Below are 18,477 nucleotides of genomic sequence, written 5' to 3' on the forward strand. Positions count from 1 at the left end.
ACTTTCGTCAGGCGCCCTGTTGTGCCCATGTGGTGACGCTGTGGCGTGCCTGTGAGTGCTGTTGCCGGCTCAATTCCCGCCGCGGCGGGGGCGGCAGGGCGGGCAGGTGCACCGTGAACACGGTCCGCCCGGGCACGCTGTCGACGGTCACGGCACCGCCGTGCGCGGTCGCCACGGCCTGCACGATGGCGAGGCCGAGACCGGTCGAGCCGGTGGCGCGGGTCCGCGCGGAGTCGCCCCGCGCGAACCGTTCGAAGACGCGCGGGAGCAACTCGGCCGGAATCCCCTGCCCGTTGTCCTCCACGTCCACGCACCACGAGGTCCCGTGCCGCCGCACCCGCGCGGTGACAGTCGTCCCGGGTGGCGTGTGGTTGCGGGCGTTGCCGAGCAGGTTGACGAGGACCTGCTGGAGCCGGGCCGCGTCCGCCGACACCAGGGCGGGCTCGTCGGGCAGGTCGAGACGCCAGTTGTGGTCCTGGCCGGCGGCACGGGCGTCGCTGACGGTGTCGACGACCAGCGGTACGAGGTCGGTCTGCTCGAACTGGAGCGGCCGTCCGGCGTCCAGCCGGGCCAGCAGCAGCAGATCCTCGACGAGGAGGGTCATACGGCCCGCCTCGGACTCGATCCGGCCGAGCGCGTGCCGGGTGTCGGGCCCGACCTGCTCCCTGCCCCGTCTGGTGAGTTCGGCGTACCCGCGGATGGAGGCGAGGGGTGTCCTGAGCTCGTGACTGGCGTCGGCGACGAACTGCCGTACCCGCATCTCGCTCTGCTGCCGTGCGTGCAGCGCGCCGTGGACGTGGTCGAGCATCCGGTTCAGCGCGGCGCCGACCTGGCCGACCTCGGTGTGCGGGTCGGTCTCGGAGTCGGGGACGCGCTCGCTGAGGTTCACCTCGCCGGTGTGCAGCGGGAGCTCGGAGACGCGGGTGGCGGTGGCGGCGACGCGGCGGAGGGGGCGGGTGGCCACGCCGACGATGACGGTGCCGGCGATGCCCGCGGCGATGAGCCCGGCCGCGGTGACGCTGACCTCGACGAGGATGAGGGTGTTGAGGGTGTCGGTGACCTCGGTGGTCGGCAGCGCCACGTAGTAGGCGCCGTTGGCCCCCTCGCGGTACTCCACGCGGTACTCACCGAGACCCGAGATGGTCACGGTGTGCGCCCTGCCGTCCCTGGCGACGGCGTTCAGCTCGCCCATCTGCGTCCGGCTCAGCGTGTACGGCGCGGCCTGCGTGACGCCGTTGTCGTCCTGCGCGGGCTTGCTGACCATGCCCTCGGTGACGGTGCCGCCCTCGACCTTCGCGGCGATGGTGCCGATCATCTGCTGCGGCCCCTTGGTGACGAACTCCGAGAGGTCGGGAACCTTGGGCCGCACCTCCGGCTCGCCGTCGGGCTTGGGCTGCCCGCCGCCCGGCAGCTCGGGACCGGCTCCCGCGGCGCGTCCCACCACCCCGCTGAGCACGCTGTCCAGCTGCTCGTACAGGCGTGAGTGCATCGCGATCGTCGTCACCGTCCCGATGACGGCGCACACCACCGCGATCAGCGCCAGCGCGGAGACGACGAGCCGCGTCCGCAGCGTGCGCGGCTGTCGTCCCCGCCGCTGCCTCTGCGTCTGCGCCTGCTTCTGCTTCTGCTTCTGCTTCTGCTTCTGCTGTTGCGCACGCGGTCGTCGTCGTCCGCTCATGAGGCCGCGGGCTTGATCAGGTAACCGGCACCGCGCCGCGTGTGGATCATCGGCTCGCGCCCGGCGTCGATCTTCCGCCGCAGATAGGAGATGTAGAGCTCGACGACGTTGGCCTGCCCGCCGAAGTCGTACGACCACACCCGGTCGAGGATCTGCGCCTTGCTGAGCACGCGCCGCGGATTACGCATCAGGAACCGCAGCAGCTCGAACTCGGTCGCCGTCAGGTGGATGTTCTCACCGGCCCGGGTCACCTCGTGACTGTCCTCGTCGAGGGTGAGGTCCCCGACGACCAGCATGGAGTCGGAGCGCCGGTCGGCCGCGCCGGACCGCCGTATCAGCCCCCGCAGCCGCGCGACGACCTCCTCCAGGCTGAACGGCTTGGTGACGTAGTCGTCCCCGCCCGCCGTCAGCCCGGCGATCCGGTCCTCGACGGCGTCCTTGGCGGTCAGGAACAGCACGGGCACGTCCGGCAGCTCGCGGCGCAGCCGCCCGAGCACGGTCAGCCCGTCCATGTCCGGCAGCATCATGTCGAGGACGACGGCGTCGGGCCGGAAGTCACGCGCGGTCTGGATCGCGCCCGTGCCGTCACCGGCACTCCGGATCTGCCATCCCTCGTAGCGCAGGGCCATGGACAGCAGCTCGGTGATCGACATCTCGTCGTCCACCACCAGCACTCGGACGGGGCTCCCGTCCGGCCTGAGCAGTTCGGTGCGCCCCTGGGGCGAGGTCGTGGTCATGTGAACACGATGTCGGGGCCCTCTGAGAGCGCCCTTTCGACAACCTGTGATTTCCCTGAGAAACGCACAGGCACTTCTCAGGGAACGCCTGGGAATATCGGCGGGGCCGTGGCCCTGGTCAGAACAACCCGTCCTGCACGCCCACCGCCCCTCGGAACTCCCGCACGGGAACCGTCAGTTCATCCCCCGGGGCCGGCACCAGCCCCCACCCGGTCATCAACCGCGTATCCAGCACGGCGACGCCACCCCCGGTCGCCAGATGGAGATCGAGCCCGGCGACAGCGACCAGCTCCCCACTGACCACGCCCCCGGCAACCAGCTCGCTCACCTCCCCGACGGCACCGGGCACCCCCGCGAGCCCGAACACGTCGACATGATCGACGACTCGCAGGGGCTCCCGCACCAGCGACTCCGGCCACGCGGGCAGCGCCACGGCCCGCGCATGCAGCTCACTGATCTCGGCGGCCCGGTCTGCGGACGCCTCCGGCAGCCCTGCCCGCACGGCCCGCTTCTCGGCGTACGGAATCCGGTCCGGCACGCGCAGGGCGGCCCGCAGCAGCTCCTCCGTACGCCGCGCGGCCATGAGCGGACCGACGCCCAGCCAGCTGAAGCAGACGGCCCCCTGCTCCAGCAGCCGCGCGGAGCCGCGCTCCTCCGCCGTGATCCCGACCTTGACCATGCCGGGCCCGAACCACGCCAGATATACGTGGTACGGCCGCGGGTCGTCCGCGAGGGTGTCCGCCGCCACGGAGTGCGCCCGGTCCAGCCGCGCACACTCCTCGCACCGCGCCCCCGTACTCCGCGCCGGCACGACCGCCCCCGCCGGACACGCATGCCCCCGAGCCCCCACGCATCTCCGCACACCCCCGTCCGCGACCCCGAAGGCCACGCGTTTCCCCCAGGTCAGCGCGGTGCACCGCCCGCCGTCCCACAGCAGCACGGGACCGTCCGCCGACCACCGCAGCCCCGAGCACTTCCATGCCTGTGCCATATCCTGTCGAGAGTAGGGGGCACCACTGACAACGGGGTCGGCCGACGAGGGCCGACGAACCTCACCGCACGGAGTCGGCACCCACGGCAGTAGCGTCAGCAGCGGTCTCCTGCTCCCCGTCCCGCTGAACCGGCATGGCCAGCTCCACCGAACCCCCGGCACGCCGCCGTCCCCGCCCGGCCAGCCGGCACCCCAGGCACTCCTCATGCCCACCCGGCGCCGCCGAATCCCGCACCCGCCAGCTCCACTCGTCCCGAGGCCGCACGCCGGGCCCCTTCCCCCACCCGGAGAGATGCAGCGCCCAGGTGACGAGCAAGCTCACCACCCCGATCCCGAGCCCCCCGGCGATCAGCACGCCCGAGACCGTACAAACCCCCAGCCCCACCACACCGGCCCCGACGCTGGCGATCGCGAATCCGACCCACCCCGCGACCGTGTGCCCGTGGTCATACTGATGTGCGCTCACGTGCTGCCCCCTCCGGAAGAGCCCTCACCCCGAGGACTCCGGAAGAGCACCCCCCGGACCCCTCACCGCTAAGCCATTTAGGCCCCAAACCTCTCACGAACTAAGGGAATTGGGAATGCAAGCCAAGCCGCGTCCGGCCGCCACACCGGAGCAGGCGCTCGCGGCGATGGACCACCTCATCGCCACCCACCTGGTCGGACAGCACGAGATCGCCCAACAGGTGGGCCTGAGTGTGACCGACCTCACCTGCTTCGCCTACGTCATCGAGGCCGGCGAGAACCTCCCCACAGCCGGCGACCTGGCAGCCCGCGTCCACGTCACCACCGGCGCGGTCACCGGCATCCTCGACCGCCTGGAACGCGCCGGCTACATCACCCGCCGCCCCGACCCGACCGACCGCCGCCGCGTCCGGGTGGCTGCCCGGCCGGACGCGGTCGCCCGCGTCCGCGAGGTCTACGAGCCGTACTACGCCCGCCTCACGGAACTCTTCGCGGACTACTCCCCCGACGAGATCGCCGTCCTCAACGACTGGTTCACCCGCGCGAGCACCCTGGCGGCGAACTACCTGGAGGAACACTGCCGCACCGAGTGACCGGCCCCAGCCGACCTGACGGCGGGACGCGGGACAGCGGGACGGCGGGACGGCGGGACGGCGGGACACGCCAGAGGCTCTGCGGATCATCGATCCTCAGAGCCTCTGGTCCGTGCACACTCGTGGAACTAAGCGGCCTTGGGTCGCGCCGTACGCCGACCCGGAACGGGCTCCCCGGCGTCCTCGGTCAGGAAACCCTCGTCCTCCCCGAAGTCCGGGGCCTGGAAGGGGTTCGTCGCCGGAGGCGGCGATGCTGCGGCGGAACGGCGGGGTTGCCCTTCCGGAGCGGAGAACAGCGAAGTCGGTTCGATGAGAGTCTCTCTTTCGTTGCAGGTCCCTGGAGGGGCCGTGCGTGCCGTGACCGGGCACAGCGGTCCTACAGCTTGGTCATCTTGGCGTACGGGCTCAAGATCCGCATGGGCGCCGACCCGAAGTCGACGAGCGCCGCGATCCCGTCCTCGATGCCGATGACCCTCCCGAGGCCGTACATGTCGTGGGTGACCTGGTCACCCACGGCGAAGTGCTTGGGAGCCGGTGCGACCGGAGCCTTGAAGGGGCTGGTGGGCAAGTGACGCTTCTGTGCAGCAGGCTTTGTCATTGCCCCCAGTATGCGCCTACATCCATCCGGCGCGCCTGTGGTCGTCCACGTCCGTGCTGTACTTCTCACCGCTGTACCCCCCTTTGATCGTTCTCCTGCCTCCGCACGCCGAAGCCGCTCCTCCACCCACCGCCACTCACCGACCGCCGTGGCCCAGTCCTCGGAGACCTCCGGAAGCTCCTCACCAAGCGGGCAAGGACATGCCGCCAACCGGGCAGCCCATGCGGCGTCGACCGGGCCGGCGGGTGGAGATGCGGCAGTCCACGGGGGCGAACCCGAGCAATCCCGTCGTTCAAGATTTCGTCCGCCGACGCCTGGATACAACGTGGCCGGAGAAGACCACCTGATCACTTGACCGGTGGAATCCATCCGCTTCCTATCGGCTGCGCACAGATCGTACGATCGACGCGAGGTGAGGGGGCCTGTGGACATCTCCCAAGTGCGCAATCCGTACGACTACCGGAATCCAGTGCGCGATGCCGCCGTCTTCGCCGGGCGAGGTGAGGAGGTCGCAGCGATTGAGTACGAGCTCGGCCAGGCGGCCGTCGACCGGCCGTCGATCTGCATCGCGCTGCACGGGCCGCGGGCCGCTGGGAAGACAAGTCTGCTCCATACGACGAAACGGATAGCCGCTGCATACGGAATGACCACCGCCTGGGTCGACTTGATCGAGGGCGACGGGGAGCCGATCCGCTTCTTCCGCAAGTTGTACGACGAGTTAGTCCCAGCGCTGGTCGCCGAGGCCGAGCGGAGTGGCAAAGACCTCCCCTTCGACGTGCCATCCGTGCGGCGAGTCATGGCCGGGATCGGCGACGCGGCATCCGTGTCCCCGCTGGAGTTCCCGGAGGCGCTGGCTCTCGCGGAGGCCGGAGGGCGCGTGCCGGAGGCGGCGCTGCGGGCCGACCTCTCCTTCTTCAAGCGCCTGCTCAACCATCCGATCGCTCTGCTGGTCGACGAGGCGCAGCTGATCGCCCAAGACGTCCGCGCGCTCGCGGTGTTGCGTTCCCTCACTACTCGTGTCGACGGATTGGTGCTGGTACTCGCGGGAACAGCCGGACTTATCGAGCGGATCACCGAGGTGCACTCACCGATCCTCCGACAGTTCAAGGAGATTGAGGTCGGGGGGTTTGTCGAGCGAGACGAGGTCGAGGACTGTGTCAGGCGCCCGCTCAGCAACGCTGGGATATACGGCTTGGCCGGGCACGATCTCGTCACCTCGCTGAGGCAGCTCACGGATGGCAATCCGTATGAGATCCAGCTGTACTGCTATGAAATGTTCGCGCGCCTACAGCGCGGCCTGGCAGATGACTTGGTACTCACGCCCGAGGTGCTCGAAGACATCCGCCGCCGCATGGAGTCTGGCGGCCGCGACGTCCTCGACCGTCCGCTGATCCGCGCCGTGCGCGCCATGAACTCGCGCGAGCTGCTGGCCTTCAACATTCTGACGTCGGCGTTGGGCCACGCGACACTGGACGAAGCCTGGTTCGCCTACTGCCTGACCGGCCCGCCGGAGATCACGCGTGACGAGTGCGAAGCGTTCAGGAAGACGCTGGTCGCCCAAGGCATTCTCGCGCCAGAGGAAACCCTCCGGCTCGCCATCGACACTGAGCTCTTCGACGAAATCTACGCACGGCTTTGGACTGCCGGCACCATCGGCAGGGCGCCCCACGCCCGCGCCATCACCAGCCGGACCGACGTTCGGGGCATGCTGATCGACCAGCTGGCCGGTCTGCTGCGCGAGATCGCCCAGGATCCCTTGCAGATCTACGTCACGTTCGGTTCCCAGATGAACGCGGAGCACGTCGAAGAAAGCTTCCGTGCCCTGGAGAGTCTGCCGGCAGCCGGACCGGACAGCGTCCCGCCGATCGACTTCCTCCACTACGCAATCCTCAGAGCGGGCGAACCGGCAGCCCTCGACCTCACCACCGTGACCTGTCAATACCGCAACCACACCGTCGAAAGATGGCTGTTCGCGGCGGACACGGACGACATATCGCTGGAGGAGACCTCTGGCTTCAAGGCGGCTGCCGACCGAATCGCCGCGTTGGGCGGCCGACTCACCGCTGATCGGGTTCGCTTGCCTCTACGGTCCTGGCCGGCCGAAGACTGGTTTCAGAGGGCTACGGGGCATCTACGGGCGGAACTGGCGAAGAACCACCTCATCGCCGCGTACGACGCGTACAGGAGTGGTGATGTCAGTCGTGCCCGGGCCCGCTTCCAGTCATGCTTCGCACTGGACCCAGGCTGGGAGCCGGCCAACTGTCTGACGTACCTCAGCCTCGTTACGGGGCGCGGGGCCGACGCACTCGAGTGGTCCAGTCGCGCCCTCGAACAGGCCAACGACCCGTGGGATCGCTCCCTGGCTCACTACAACACCGCCATGGCTCACCTCATAAGCGGCGACCGTGCCCTGGCGGCTGAGCACATCACCAAGTCGGCCGCAACATTGGAAAACATCTCGATGCCGCCTCACGGCATCGAGTTCATGGTTCTGCCAGATCCCGACGACACCACCAGCCTGCAAGAGGAAAAGCACGTCAATCTCGCCGACGCCGTGCACCGTGTCCGTACCCTGCTCAGCGACGGCCCCCAGGCGACGGTGGAAGCCGCGCACCCGCAGGAAGTCACTCCCGGTACGACGGTCTCCGCCCGCCGGCCCTCCGTCATCCTGTCCGTGGCCACCGAGTGGGCCTCCAACCACGGCGGGCTCAGTACGTTCAACCGTGAGCTGTGTCGAGGGCTGGCTGCCGCCGGAGCAGAGGTGTTCTGCGTGGTTCTCGACGCGAGCGAAGCCGACGCCGCCTCGGCCAGGGCAGCGAATGTCACTCTGCTTCCGGCCGCCGTCAGGCCCGGCGCCTCTGAGGACGTGCGCTTGACGAGCCGTCCGAAACTGCCCTCTGGCACCGAACCGGATCTGGTCCTGGGTCATGGCCGGATCACCGGGCCCGCGGCTCAGAAACTCGTCGAGGACTTCTATCCCACTGCCCGGCGCCTGCACTTCGTGCACATGGCCCCGGACGACATCGAGTGGCACAAGCCGGACAGGGCCAACGACGCCGGTCTCCGGGCCGAGGAGCGCACCGGCATCGAGCGGGCGCTCGGCCGAACCGCCCATCGCATGGTCGCGGTGGGACCTCGGCTTTATCAGCAGTTCCTCGCCGAGGTGAAAAGCGCCGCCGGCCTTCCTCCGCTTCGGCTCGATCCTGGGTTCGACTCTGAGGTACCGCATGCGTCGGGCCGCACGCCACCGGAGGGTGCGCCACTGCGGGTCCTCCTGCTGGGCCGCGCAGAGGACGCCGAGCTCAAGGGCGTCGACGTAGCCGCAGCGGCCTGCGGCCAAGTCGCCAAGTGGCAGCACCAGGACGGCCTCAAGGACGTTCGGCTCATCGTGCGCGGCGCTCCGGCGGCCGAGGTGGACGCGGCGAGGAAGGGCATCGTGCACTGGGCTGCGAGTCCGGGGCTGGAGGTTGTAGTCCGCCCCTACACGTCCGAACAAGCCCGTATTGACGACGATCTGGAAACCGCCAGCCTGGTAATAATGCCCTCCCGGAAGGAAGGGTTCGGCTTGGTCGGGCGTGAGGCGATTACCTTGGGCATTCCGGTTCTGGTCGGCTCACAGAGCGGACTAGCTGATCTGTTGCGTGAGACACTCGGGCATGAGCGGGCAAGCCGGTTCGTAGTCGAATTGTCGCGAGACGACGAAAAGGACACTGCCAATTGGGCACGAGCCATCGACCGGAAGCTACGCGACCGGGAAGCCGCCTTCGGACACGCGGCGGAACTCCGGGACGAGCTTGCCCAGCGGGTCACATGGGCAAAGGCGGCCGCTGTGGTACTCGGTGAGGTCGCTAAGGGGTGAGAGTCATCCACGGATGAACGCGGCCGCGGTTACCTCCCGCGCAAGTTCCGCTCGATGGAATTCATAGGTAGCGATTCCGGAAATTTTGATCATTATGCAGAATCGCTCCAGCGAGGACAGCTCCTTGGCCACCTGCTCGTATTCGCGGCGGAGGAAGTGAATCGCAGCCAAGTTGGCCATAGAGGTCTGCCCAGAGACCAGGAAGACCGGGCGGCTGGACTCTGCGGGCGTGAACTTCGCCACCAGGGCGAATTCCTGGTTGCCTCGGTCGAAGGGAAACTTCTCGCCACCGACCTCTATGGCAACCGAGTCCGGGTTGGTGCCGTCGTAGGGGTGGACGGTTACTCCTGGCAGATGGGCGGCCAGGTGGCCGCCGGCACGGATGTTGGCCTCGCCGAGGGGGCCGCCCACGCAGAACTCGGTGCGATCGCCGTTGCTGCCACGGAAGTCACCGGCCTCCACCGAAACATCACAGCCCAACTCGCCTGCGAGCACCGCCAGTTCCACGGCGGCACGCACGTCCCGATAGTGCGCGGTGCCGGGCGCGTTGTACTTGCCACCCAGAACAATCAGACATGTATGCCCTGGCCGGACACCGAAGAAGGCCGCTCGCCTGTTCACCGCACGCGTGCGCTTGGCCCGTTCCCACAACCAGACGAATCCGCCGCCCAGCAGGCTGGTCACCAGCCCGATCGCAACGTTCGCGATAACCGACAGTATCGTGTCCCCCTCTCCCCGCCCGCATCGTGCCATGACAAGCGAAGTCGCACCACAAGAACTTTCCGCGATCCGTAGGATCTACGCCACGGCCGAGTGTCCGCCCATGTCCCCGGCGGAGCCGCTCCCACCGACCCCGCCTCCGACCAGCCTTAGACGTCGAAGCTCATGGGAGCGCCTTGGGCGAAGACGATTTCGAGGCGGAGCCGCGTGATGCGCCGACCGTCCTCGGTTCGGCGGGCGACGGCGTGATACCTGCCGCCGGCGTCCACGTGTGTCGTCAGCTCCGACGCTTTCGGGAGGTGGTAGGCGACTTGGTAGGTGAGGATCGTGGCCTCATCCTCGTCGAGGTCGATGTATATCTGGCCCATGTGGTGATACGTCGCCCCGTAGCGGGTTGCCAGATCGTGCTTGGGACCGTCGATGATCGCTTGTCGGCCACGGCGGACTTGCCCGCCGATCTCCAGCACAGCGTCCTCGGTGAACAGTGCATCGAAGCCGTCTAAATCCCGTTCCTCGAGTGCTCACGGCAGCGCCTGCATCAGCTTCCGCAGCTCCGACTCGTCCAGCAATCGCTGCACCGTCGCAGTGTCCATGTCTTCGTTCCTCTCGCTGGCCGGCCTCGTCGGTGATGGTCGCTAGGGTGCGGTCGCGATGATGTTCGCGACGGATTCGTCGTTCATGAACCCCTCCGGCTCGGGCAGTCCGGGTTTTGGCGCGTGCGACGGAGGCCTGCAGTACGGTGCGCGCCCGATCGACGCGCCGAGCGTGGAATTCCGCCCAGAGGTGCTCGTCCACGCGGGACCTGCCCGGCAACAATTCGGCTAGCACCAAGGCGTCTTCGAGGCCTTGCGCAGCCCCTTGTGCAAATGTGGGCGGACTCACCACGGGGGAAGCCGAGCCCACGCCGGAAGCCGACGTCTACGCCCTCGGTGCCTCCCTGCTCATCTCGGCCACCGGCTGGCGGGCTGTCGAGTACCCGGACGACGCTCCACGCCCCGTCCAGAGGGAGGCCGTGGCCAACGGCAGACGCCGCGCGGTCAAGGCGCCCGGTGAGTTGGGCGAGTTGATCGAGGCGATACTCAGCCCTGCTCCCGAAGACCGGCCGACCATCTTCGAGGTGGGCAAGGCCCTGAGCTGAGCCGAGCCCGCCGGCTACTGCCTATGCATCCTGTTGGCCGCCGTCCTTTTCGGGCCGCTCGGCGACGAACGACCCGAGGCCGACCTCAGCTCGGATGAGTCCCTCAGCCTTGAGGTGGGCGAGTGCCTTCTGCGCCGTCGAGGTCGCGATACCGAATTCGGCGGACAACTCGACGACGGAGGGCACGCGAGCACCCACGGGGTACTCACCGTCGGTAATACGGGTGGCAATGGTTGCGGCGACCTGCCGCCAGACAGGGCGGGTGCGGTCAAGCTCGGGGCTCATACGGTGGACGCTAAAACACTGCGGTAGACCGCGCGACCGCGGTAGACTGCGGTAGACCGCGACAGACAGTGATGAGAAACCCCCGCGACGGGTGCTGCCGTCCGGGGGCGCGGCCACCAGCCAAATGGATCGGAGCTGATGACGTGACCGACCTTATCCGCCGACTCCTCGCTTGGGCGTCCCTCCTGCTGATGGGGCCCGCCTCGACACCGCGGCCAAGGCCCTCGTCTGCACCCTCGCCCTACGGGCCTCCACGGAACCTCACCCCGCCGCTTCCTCCCCACCGCAGCCCGTACACCCGAGACGACACCCCCCTGGACGTCACGGCAATCAGGCCAGTACGCCCGTACCTGATCGCTCATGAGCAACGACAGCATCGGCGGGAGCTGGCGGTGGCCACGCTGGGCCAGCACATGCCCGGCCCGTACGTAATGCACGGACTGGAGGTGGCCTGATGCCGGACCAACCCCGCCAGCCGCCCTGGTCCGGCCCCGAGGGCAAGCGCAGCTACCTGATCACCGACCACCACGGCGGACCGGTCTCCCGGCTGGCTGATGCCACGGAGTCGATCCAGCTCCACATGGGAAGCCAGCTCGTCGAGCACGCCCTCGCCCTGCTCCCCGGGACTCCGCCCAGCGATCTCCGCTATCTCGCCGAGCGCCTGACCGAGGCGCTCCGGGACGCCCTCCGTATCGCCGACAGCCGAGGTCGGCGTCTGGACGGTATGAGTCAGCGGTAGCAGAAACACCGAGGGCCCCGGATCTCTCCGGGGCCCTCGGTCTGTGTGCACTCGGCAGGATTCGAACCTGCAACCTTCTGATCCGTAGTCAGATGCTCTATCCGTTAAGCTACGAGTGCTTGTTCTGTTTTTTCGCCGCTCCCGGGCCTTCCGGCTCGCTCGCGGCGACAGGAAGAACATTACATGACTGCCGCCGCCATGTGAAATCCGTTTGCCATACCCCTTGTGACCTGCGGAAACGGCCGTACGGGGGGGGTGGCCGGGGGTAACGACAGCGAAGCCCCGGTCGGGGGGACCGGGGCTTCGTGATCAGGTGCGGAGGCGGAGGGATTTGAACCCTCGATGGGCTTTAAGGCCCAAACCGCATTAGCAGTGCGGCGCCATAGACCGGACTAGGCGACGCCTCCAGACACATCCTCCCGCGCGAGCGCGAGTCGGTGCGTGCCGATGATGACACAGTCGAGCGTGGTGTCACCAATCGCCCCCCACGGTACTAGGCGGGAAGGGCGCAGGGCAAAGGCCTTCTCCGCGCCCCGGACCCGCCCCGGACCCGCGGGCGCGCAACGTCCGGGACCGTGTCGCGTTAAGCAGGGCATGATGCGTGCCACCCCCCGGGCAACTGCCCGCCCCGCCCTGCGGCGCCTCCTCGTCGGTGCCGCCGCCTCCGTCGCCGCCGCCGGTTCGCTGGCCGCCGTGTCCCCGGCCGCGTACGCCCAGGCCGACGCGCCCGACCTGCTGTCCCCGCCCCGGCTCGGCGGCGGTCCGGACCGTGATCACCTCACCGTCACCGTGCGGAACGCCGGCGGCGGTGCCGACGGGACGTTCGAGCTGTACTGCGGCCCCGACGGCGGCAGCCACCCCGACCCGCGCGGAGCCTGTGCCGCCCTGGAGCGGGACACGCGGTGGGGGCAGGACGTCTTCGCGCCCGCGCCGGAAGGCGGCTTCTGCACCATGCAGTACGGCGGGCCGGCCACCGCGCACGTCACCGGTACCTGGGCCGGACGCCCCGTCGACGCCACGTACGACCGCCGCGACGGCTGCGAGATCGCCCGCTGGGACCGGCTCGTGCCGCTCCTGCCGGACATGAAGTCGGACATGAGGGGCGACGGAGGGGCCTGAGTTCAAGCGAGGGAGCCGTATCAGCACGTCCGTTTGCGCCACGCTCCGCGCCGATCGCGCCAGCCCGGCCAAAACGTACAGAAACGTCTCCCTCGTAAAGGTCCCGCGAAGGTCCCGCGACGTCGTCGCAGGAGGGCGGGCGTTTGACGGTTACTCGGTCGTCAGTTCGGGGTCACTTCCTCGTGCGACCTCGCTCTCATCCGGCGTCGCGAGCGCAACCGCAGCCCTTAGACTCCCTCGCGTGACACGCCGCGGGCCGGTTGGCAAGATGGCCCGAGCGGTCGGCAAGGTGCGGTAACAGGGAGGAAGCGTCGCGTGAGCAGCAGGCCATCCCGAGGCGCTGCTCGCCTCGCAGCCATACTGGACGCTCTTCCTGACGCGTTGGTGCTGGTCAATGCCAACGGGACGGTCGTCAACGCCAACAGCATCGCCTTGGAGGCCTTCGAGACGCCGGGCACCGCCCTGGTGGGGCGCGGGCTGCTCGATCTGCTGCCGCACTTCGACTCCAAGCTGATCCCCGGGTCCATGCGGCGGCCGGAGCACCTCGACCCGCGGGCCCGGACCAAGCCGACCCGGATGGTCGCGCGCAGGACCGACGGGACGGAATTCCCCGTCGAGGTCACCAGTGCGAATCTGGAGAACGGCCAGCAGGCCTACGACGGGTACGGCTACAGCGGGGACGAGTTGCTCATGCTCGTCGTGCGGGACCTCACCGGGACCGTCGACACCGAGGCCGAGCTGGCCCGCTCGCAGCGGCAGACCGAGATGATCCTGCGGGCCGCGGCCGAGGGCGTCGTCGGGACCGACACCGACGGGCGGATCGTCCTCGTCAATCCGGCCGCCGCTCAGATACTGGGTTATCGGGCCAGTGACCTCGGCGGGCGGGAGCTGCACACCCTCGTCCTGCACTCGCGTCCCGACGGGTCGCCCTTCCCGTACGACGAGTCGCCGCTCGCCGACACCCTGCGCTCCGGGCGCAAGCACCGGGTGCGCGGGCAGGTGCTGTTCGCCAAGGACGGCGGCAAGGTGCCGGTCGACCTGACGACCGCGCCCGTGCGCGACGGCGACCAGCTCGTCGGCGCCGTCATGACCTTCACCGACAGGCGGCCGTACGACGCGGTCGTCGAGGAGAAGGAGGCGGCGGAGAAGCGCCACGCCGAGGAGCTGGAGCGCATTGCCGAGGAGCACGCCTCCGAGCTGACCGCGCTGCGCCAGCAGCACGTCACCGAGCTGGAGGAACTGCAGGAGCGCCACGCCGAGGAACTCGGCGCGAACGAGGAGCGGTACGCCGCCCTCGGGGAGCGGGAGAAGGACCGGTTCGAGGCCCTCGCCGCCCGGCACGAGCAGCTGCTGACCCTGCTCGGGCGGTCCCTGCGCGGGCCGCTGGAGGAGCTGCGCCGCGAGCTGGCCGCGCTGGCCGCCGACGACGCCGGGCAGCTGTGGCCCGAGGCCAACCAGGTGCTCCACCATCTGTCGGCCGGCTATTCGCGCATCACGACGCTGATCGACAACGTCCTCGGGTACCAGCGGCTCGACGCGGGCAGCGAGAACATCTCCCGTACGAAGGTGATGCTGGACGCCGTCGTCGCCGCCGGTGTCGACGGGGCCGTCGAGCTCATCGGGCCCGGGCGGGTGCAGTTCGCCGTGCACGCGCCGCCCATCGAGGCCGAGGTCGATCCCCGGCTGCTGGCGACCGCCCTCGCGCATCTCGTCGCCGACGTGGCGGGGGTCGACGCGACCGGCAACACGCCCGTGTCGGCGGGCGGTTACCTGGACAACACCGTCGTGGTGGCGGCGGCGCAACGCGGCGAGGTCGTCCGCATCGAGGTGCGCGGGCCGTACGCCGGCGGCGACACCGTGCACGAGCCGATCGTGCGCGGGATCGTCCGGGCGCACGGCGGTGTGCTCCAGACGCATGAGGTGCCGGGGATGAGCGGGAGCGCGTACGTCCTCGAAGTGCCGATCGGGGGTGGGGCCGGGGCCGTCGCCTCGCAGGCGCTGGAGGTGGCTGTTCCTGCTGCTCCCGGTGACCAGACCGTCGGTGACCATGCCCCCGGTGAGCAGGCCCTCGGTGACCAGACCTCCGGTGGGGGGCGGCGCCGGGCTCGGCGGTCCTCCACCGATGCCTTCCTGGACGCGGACGCGGTCGCGGATGGTCCGGGGGCCGAAGGCGACGGTGCCGGTGCTGCCGGTTCCGGTGCCGAGGGGGCCGCCGCGCCCACCGGGCGGCGGCGGAGGCGGGCCGCCGGGGAACCGGCCGCGCTTCCGGCGCAGGCTTCCGGTGAGGGCGGGGCCGTGTCGGGCGGTACCGGGCGGCGGCGCGGGCGGCCTGCCGAGGATGCCGCAGCGGCCGCCATCGGGAGTGCCGTCCAGGGTGTCGCCGAGGGGGCCGTCGTCACGGCCGCCGAGCATGCGGCCGGGACCGCCGCCTCGGGAACGGGGCTGGGCGGGACCGTTCCGCCGCAGGGCGTGCCCGCGCCGTCCGGGCGGCGGGCCCGGCGCGAACCGGGTGAGCAGCACGCGCTGCCGCCGGCGCTGCCCGCGCTGTCGTCCGGTGAGGCCACGGGTTCGGCCGACGCGGCGCAGGAGGGGCAGGCCGAGCAGCCGACAGGGCGGCGACGGCGTGCGCTGGCCGCCGCCAACGAGCGGGCGGCCGCGCAGGAGGAGGCCGCCGCCGGGCCGCGTCAGGTGTTCGCGCTGCCGCCGGCCGAGGCCGACCAGACCGGTCCGGTCGACCAGGAGGTTCCGGCCGCCGGGCAGGGCGACCAGGTGCCGGGGCAGGGGCAGCAGGCCGTGGCGGTTGCCGGTCCCGGTGGCTCCGGTCCCGGTGGCTCCGGTCCCGGTGGCTCTGGTCCCGGTGGTTCCGGTGACGGGGCGGTCGAGGAAGGGCGGCATGACGCCGTCCCGCACGACCAGTCCGCCGATCACACCCCGCCGCAGCCGCATCCCACCAGTGCGCCGACGGGCCGCCGGCGACGGGCCGTGGCGCCGCCGCGTCCGGCGGCGGCCGGGGCGGCCGATGCGCCCGCGCAGGGGGCCGGGGCGCAGGCGGGTGCCGACCAGGTTGGACCGGCACCGGCAGGTTCTGCGCCAGCTGGTGCTGTGCCGACCGGCCCTGTGCCGACCGGTGCCGTGCCGACAGGCCCCATGCCGACCGGCCCCGGGGCCGTCCATGTCGGGCCCGGGCAGGGGGTTCCCGCGCAGCAGGACACCGGTGGTCAGGTCCCGCCGGGGCAGGCCGTGCCGGGCCAGGGCGCGCCCGTGCAGGTGGGAGTGGCCGCTGCCCAGGGCGGGCCGGGTACGGCCGTGCACCCGCAGGGCAACGCCGTTCCTCCCCAGGGCAACGCCGCCCACGGGAACGCCCCGCAGGGGAACATCCCGAACATCCCCCAGCCGCAGGGGGCCGCGGTCCCGCCGCAGGGCGCTGCCATCCCGCCCCACGGTGTCGCGGTGCCGCCGCAGGGCGTCGCCGTACCCCCGCACGGCGTGTCCGTCCCCGCCCAGGGCGGGCTCGGGCACAGTGTGCAGGCGGCTCTGCCGGGGCAGGCGCTTCAGCCTGCGGCCCAGCTCCAGCCCCACGCCGCGCAGCCCCTGCCGCAGCAGGGCGTCGCCGCGCCGGGGCAGCAGCCCTCCGCCGGTCAGCCGCTTCCCGCCGAGGCCGCCCCGGGGCAGGTCACCGGCATCCCAGGCCAGGGCACTCCGGCCCAGGGGACCACTGCTCAGGGCACCCCTCCCCAAGGCTCCCCGGCCCAGGGCACCCCCGCCCCCCAGCCCTGGCCCGCCGCCGACAACACGTCGGGAGCCGGTGTCGCCGTACCCCCGAACGGCATGCCGCCTCAGGCCCCGCAGGCGAACACCCCGGCCCCGGGCACGCCGTTGCCGCCGGAGGGTGCTCGGGCGGCTCAGCCGTTGCCCGCGGAGGCCGCGGCGGGTGTCGATCCGCACTCGACGCAGGGGCGGGCGATCAGCGTCCGGACGCTCGGGCAGGGCGTGCCCTTCAACCGGCAGGCGGCGCAGGTCCAGCAGCCGGCCGCACCCGCCGCACCCGCCGCCCCACCGACTCCGCAGGGACCGGGCGGTCCGGCGACGCCTCCCCCGCACCAGCCGGGTGGATCGGGCCGGCGCCGCAAGCTCGGCACGCCGCCCGACCCGGCCGCGCGTACGGAACAGGGGGCCCGGCAGGAGCAGGGACCGCGTCAGGAACAGGCAGCGCGTCCGGAACAAGGCGCCAGGCCGCATCCGACGGCCGAGCCGACATCCGCGCCGGCCGCCGCCCAGGCGCAGGCCCAGGTCCAGGCGCCGGTGTCCACGCCCGTCCCGGCGCAGCCGTCGCTCGCCGGTCAGTCGCGGCTCGCCCAGATGACCGAGGGCGGCGGGCGGTCGTACGCCATAGGCGCTCCGGACGAGAACGCCGCCGAGGGGCCCGAGCCGCTCGACGGGCCCGGCGGTGCCGTCGAGGTGGCGGATCCGCCGCGGCCGCAGCCGATGGACGACGAGTTGCCGCCGGAGCCGCTGGACAACCCGCGGCGGCTGCTGGTGTGGCCGGCGCCGGACGTCAGCACCTCGCAGGCGCTGAGCGACCGCGGCTACCGGCCAGTGATCGTGAATTCGCGCGAGGAGGTCGACGCGCAGATCGCGGCCTTCCCCGCCGCGCTGTTCGTCGACCCGCTGACCGGGCCGATCACGCGTACGGCGCTCCAGTCGCTGCGGCAGGCCGCCGTGGCCGCCGAGGTGCCCGTCCTCGTCACGGCCGGGCTCGGGCAGGCCTCGCGGGACGCGGCGTACGGTGCCGATCCGGCCGTCCTGCTGAAGGCGCTGGCGCCGCGCGACAGTGAGCAGCACCCCCCGCGGGTGCTGCTGATCGAGGAGCACGCGGAGATAGCGCTGGCGCTGACGGCGACGCTGGAGCGGCGCGGGATGCAGGTCGCGCGGGCCGCGAGCGACACGGACGCGGTGACGCTGGCGGGGCAGTTCCGGCCGAACCTGGTCGTGATGGACCTGCTTCAGGTGCACCGGCGGCAGGCCGGGATCGTGGACTGGCTGCGGGCGAACGGGCAGCTCAATCGCACCCCGCTCGTCGTCTACACCGCCGCCGTCGACCAGGCCGACCTGCCGCGGCTCGCCTCCGGAGAAACGGTGCTCTTCCTCGCGGAGCGGTCCACCAGCGGCGAGGTGCAGGCCCGGATCGTCGAGCTGCTGGCCCGGATCGGGACCAACTAGGAAACCTGCGGCCGGTGTACGGAGACGACCTCGTACGGTACGAGGTCGAGCGTCGCGATCTCCAGTACTTGCTCCATGCAGGCCCGCACTTCGGCGTCTTCGCGCGCGGCCGCCAGATCCGCCTGCGAGCGCCACTGGTTGTAGTTGGCCACTCGAGTGCCCTCAAGACCCCGGTGAATATTGGCCTGCACATAGCCAGGCTGCTTCGGCATGACCTCCCGCGCCATGTACTGGAGCAGCTCGATGAGACGTTGCTGATTCTCGGGAGCGACGGTGAAGACATTGATGTAAGTGACCAGGTCGCCGCCCGTACTGATTTCGGTCATGCTCAATGT

The 18,477-nt window shown here is 70.6% G+C and carries 13 protein-coding genes, 2 tRNA genes and 2 pseudogenes; 6 read left to right on the forward strand and 11 right to left on the reverse strand.

The features are described from left to right. Positions 1-7: 7 nt before the first annotated feature. The 4 genes from IE255_RS25715 to IE255_RS39385 form a co-directional block, all read right to left on the reverse strand. On the reverse strand, positions 8-1,678 hold the full coding sequence (locus IE255_RS25715) for a sensor histidine kinase (RefSeq protein WP_190052741.1): 1,671 nt from the start codon (positions 1,676-1,678) through the stop codon (positions 8-10). Beyond that, positions 1,675-2,415 carry a response regulator transcription factor gene (locus IE255_RS25720; protein ID WP_190052742.1) on the reverse strand — a complete coding sequence of 247 codons (741 nt, stop codon included), beginning with the start codon at positions 2,413-2,415 and terminating at the stop codon, positions 1,675-1,677. Before IE255_RS25720 ends, IE255_RS25715 begins: the two co-directional genes overlap by 4 nt. Before the next feature lie 118 nt (positions 2,416-2,533). After that, the gene (locus tag IE255_RS25725; protein WP_190052743.1) at positions 2,534-3,406 is read right to left on the reverse strand and encodes a DUF2797 domain-containing protein; all 873 of its coding nucleotides are present in this window, start codon (positions 3,404-3,406) and stop codon (positions 2,534-2,536) included. A 61-nt stretch (positions 3,407-3,467) separates the two neighbouring features. Further along, positions 3,468-3,872 carry an HGxxPAAW family protein gene (locus IE255_RS39385; RefSeq protein ID WP_229906585.1) on the reverse strand — a complete coding sequence of 135 codons (405 nt, stop codon included), beginning with the start codon at positions 3,870-3,872 and terminating at the stop codon, positions 3,468-3,470. A gap of 115 nt (positions 3,873-3,987) precedes the next feature. Between IE255_RS39385 and IE255_RS25730 the strand changes: the two genes are divergently transcribed. Further along, positions 3,988-4,464, forward strand: coding sequence for a MarR family winged helix-turn-helix transcriptional regulator (locus IE255_RS25730; RefSeq protein WP_190052744.1), 477 nt, complete (start codon positions 3,988-3,990; stop codon positions 4,462-4,464). 376 nt (positions 4,465-4,840) lie between these two features. Here IE255_RS25730 and IE255_RS25735 read toward each other — a convergent pair whose 3' ends face one another. Next, positions 4,841-5,062, reverse strand: a complete 222-nt coding sequence (locus tag IE255_RS25735; protein ID WP_114254023.1) for a hypothetical protein — start codon at positions 5,060-5,062, stop codon at positions 4,841-4,843. Positions 5,063-5,486: 424 nt separating this feature from the next. Between IE255_RS25735 and IE255_RS25740 the strand changes: the two genes are divergently transcribed. Further along, the gene (locus IE255_RS25740; protein ID WP_190052745.1) at positions 5,487-8,921 is read left to right on the forward strand and encodes a glycosyltransferase; all 3,435 of its coding nucleotides are present in this window, start codon (positions 5,487-5,489) and stop codon (positions 8,919-8,921) included. Between the two features lie 3 nt (positions 8,922-8,924). Here the strand turns inward: IE255_RS25740 and IE255_RS25745 are convergent, their stop codons facing one another. Then, positions 8,925-9,605 (reverse strand): hypothetical protein, encoded by a 681-nt coding sequence (locus tag IE255_RS25745; RefSeq protein WP_229906586.1) that lies wholly within the window; start codon positions 9,603-9,605, stop codon positions 8,925-8,927. 185 nt (positions 9,606-9,790) lie between these two features. Beyond that, positions 9,791-10,150 (reverse strand): annotated as a pseudogene (locus IE255_RS25750) (nuclear transport factor 2 family protein); the annotation flags it as partial. A gap of 368 nt (positions 10,151-10,518) precedes the next feature. On the opposite strand from IE255_RS25750, the pseudogene IE255_RS25755 reads away from it, so the two are divergent. Next, positions 10,519-10,779, forward strand: a pseudogene (locus IE255_RS25755) (protein kinase family protein); the annotation flags it as partial. A gap of 21 nt (positions 10,780-10,800) precedes the next feature. On the opposite strand, the gene IE255_RS25760 reads toward IE255_RS25755, so the two are convergent. Continuing rightward, positions 10,801-11,064: a GntR family transcriptional regulator gene (locus tag IE255_RS25760; protein WP_190052746.1), complete on the reverse strand. Its 264-nt coding sequence runs from the start codon at positions 11,062-11,064 to the stop codon at positions 10,801-10,803. Between the two features lie 454 nt (positions 11,065-11,518). Here IE255_RS25760 and IE255_RS25765 point away from each other — a divergent pair, with 454 nt between their 5' ends. Then, the gene (locus IE255_RS25765; protein ID WP_190052747.1) at positions 11,519-11,803 is read left to right on the forward strand and encodes a hypothetical protein; all 285 of its coding nucleotides are present in this window, start codon (positions 11,519-11,521) and stop codon (positions 11,801-11,803) included. Positions 11,804-11,849: 46 nt separating this feature from the next. Here the strand turns inward: IE255_RS25765 and IE255_RS25770 are convergent. Then, positions 11,850-11,922 (reverse strand) — tRNA-Arg (locus tag IE255_RS25770). Positions 11,923-12,119: 197 nt separating this feature from the next. Then, positions 12,120-12,210 (reverse strand) — tRNA-Ser (locus IE255_RS25775). Positions 12,211-12,397: 187 nt separating this feature from the next. Here IE255_RS25775 and IE255_RS25780 point away from each other — a divergent pair. Beyond that, positions 12,398-12,922: an SSI family serine proteinase inhibitor gene (locus IE255_RS25780; RefSeq protein WP_372487583.1), complete on the forward strand. Its 525-nt coding sequence runs from the start codon at positions 12,398-12,400 to the stop codon at positions 12,920-12,922. 315 nt (positions 12,923-13,237) lie between these two features. Beyond that, positions 13,238-18,142 carry a hybrid sensor histidine kinase/response regulator gene (locus IE255_RS25785; RefSeq protein WP_190052749.1) on the forward strand — a complete coding sequence of 1,635 codons (4,905 nt, stop codon included), beginning with the start codon at positions 13,238-13,240 and terminating at the stop codon, positions 18,140-18,142. Here IE255_RS25785 and IE255_RS25790 read toward each other — a convergent pair. Continuing rightward, on the reverse strand, positions 18,139-18,468 hold the full coding sequence (locus tag IE255_RS25790; RefSeq protein ID WP_190052750.1) for an antibiotic biosynthesis monooxygenase family protein: 330 nt from the start codon (positions 18,466-18,468) through the stop codon (positions 18,139-18,141). The genes IE255_RS25785 and IE255_RS25790 overlap by 4 nt on opposite strands. Positions 18,469-18,477 lie beyond the last annotated feature (9 nt).

The organism is Streptomyces lomondensis (genome assembly GCF_014651035.1).
GTDB lineage: Bacteria > Actinomycetota > Actinomycetes > Streptomycetales > Streptomycetaceae > Streptomyces > Streptomyces lomondensis.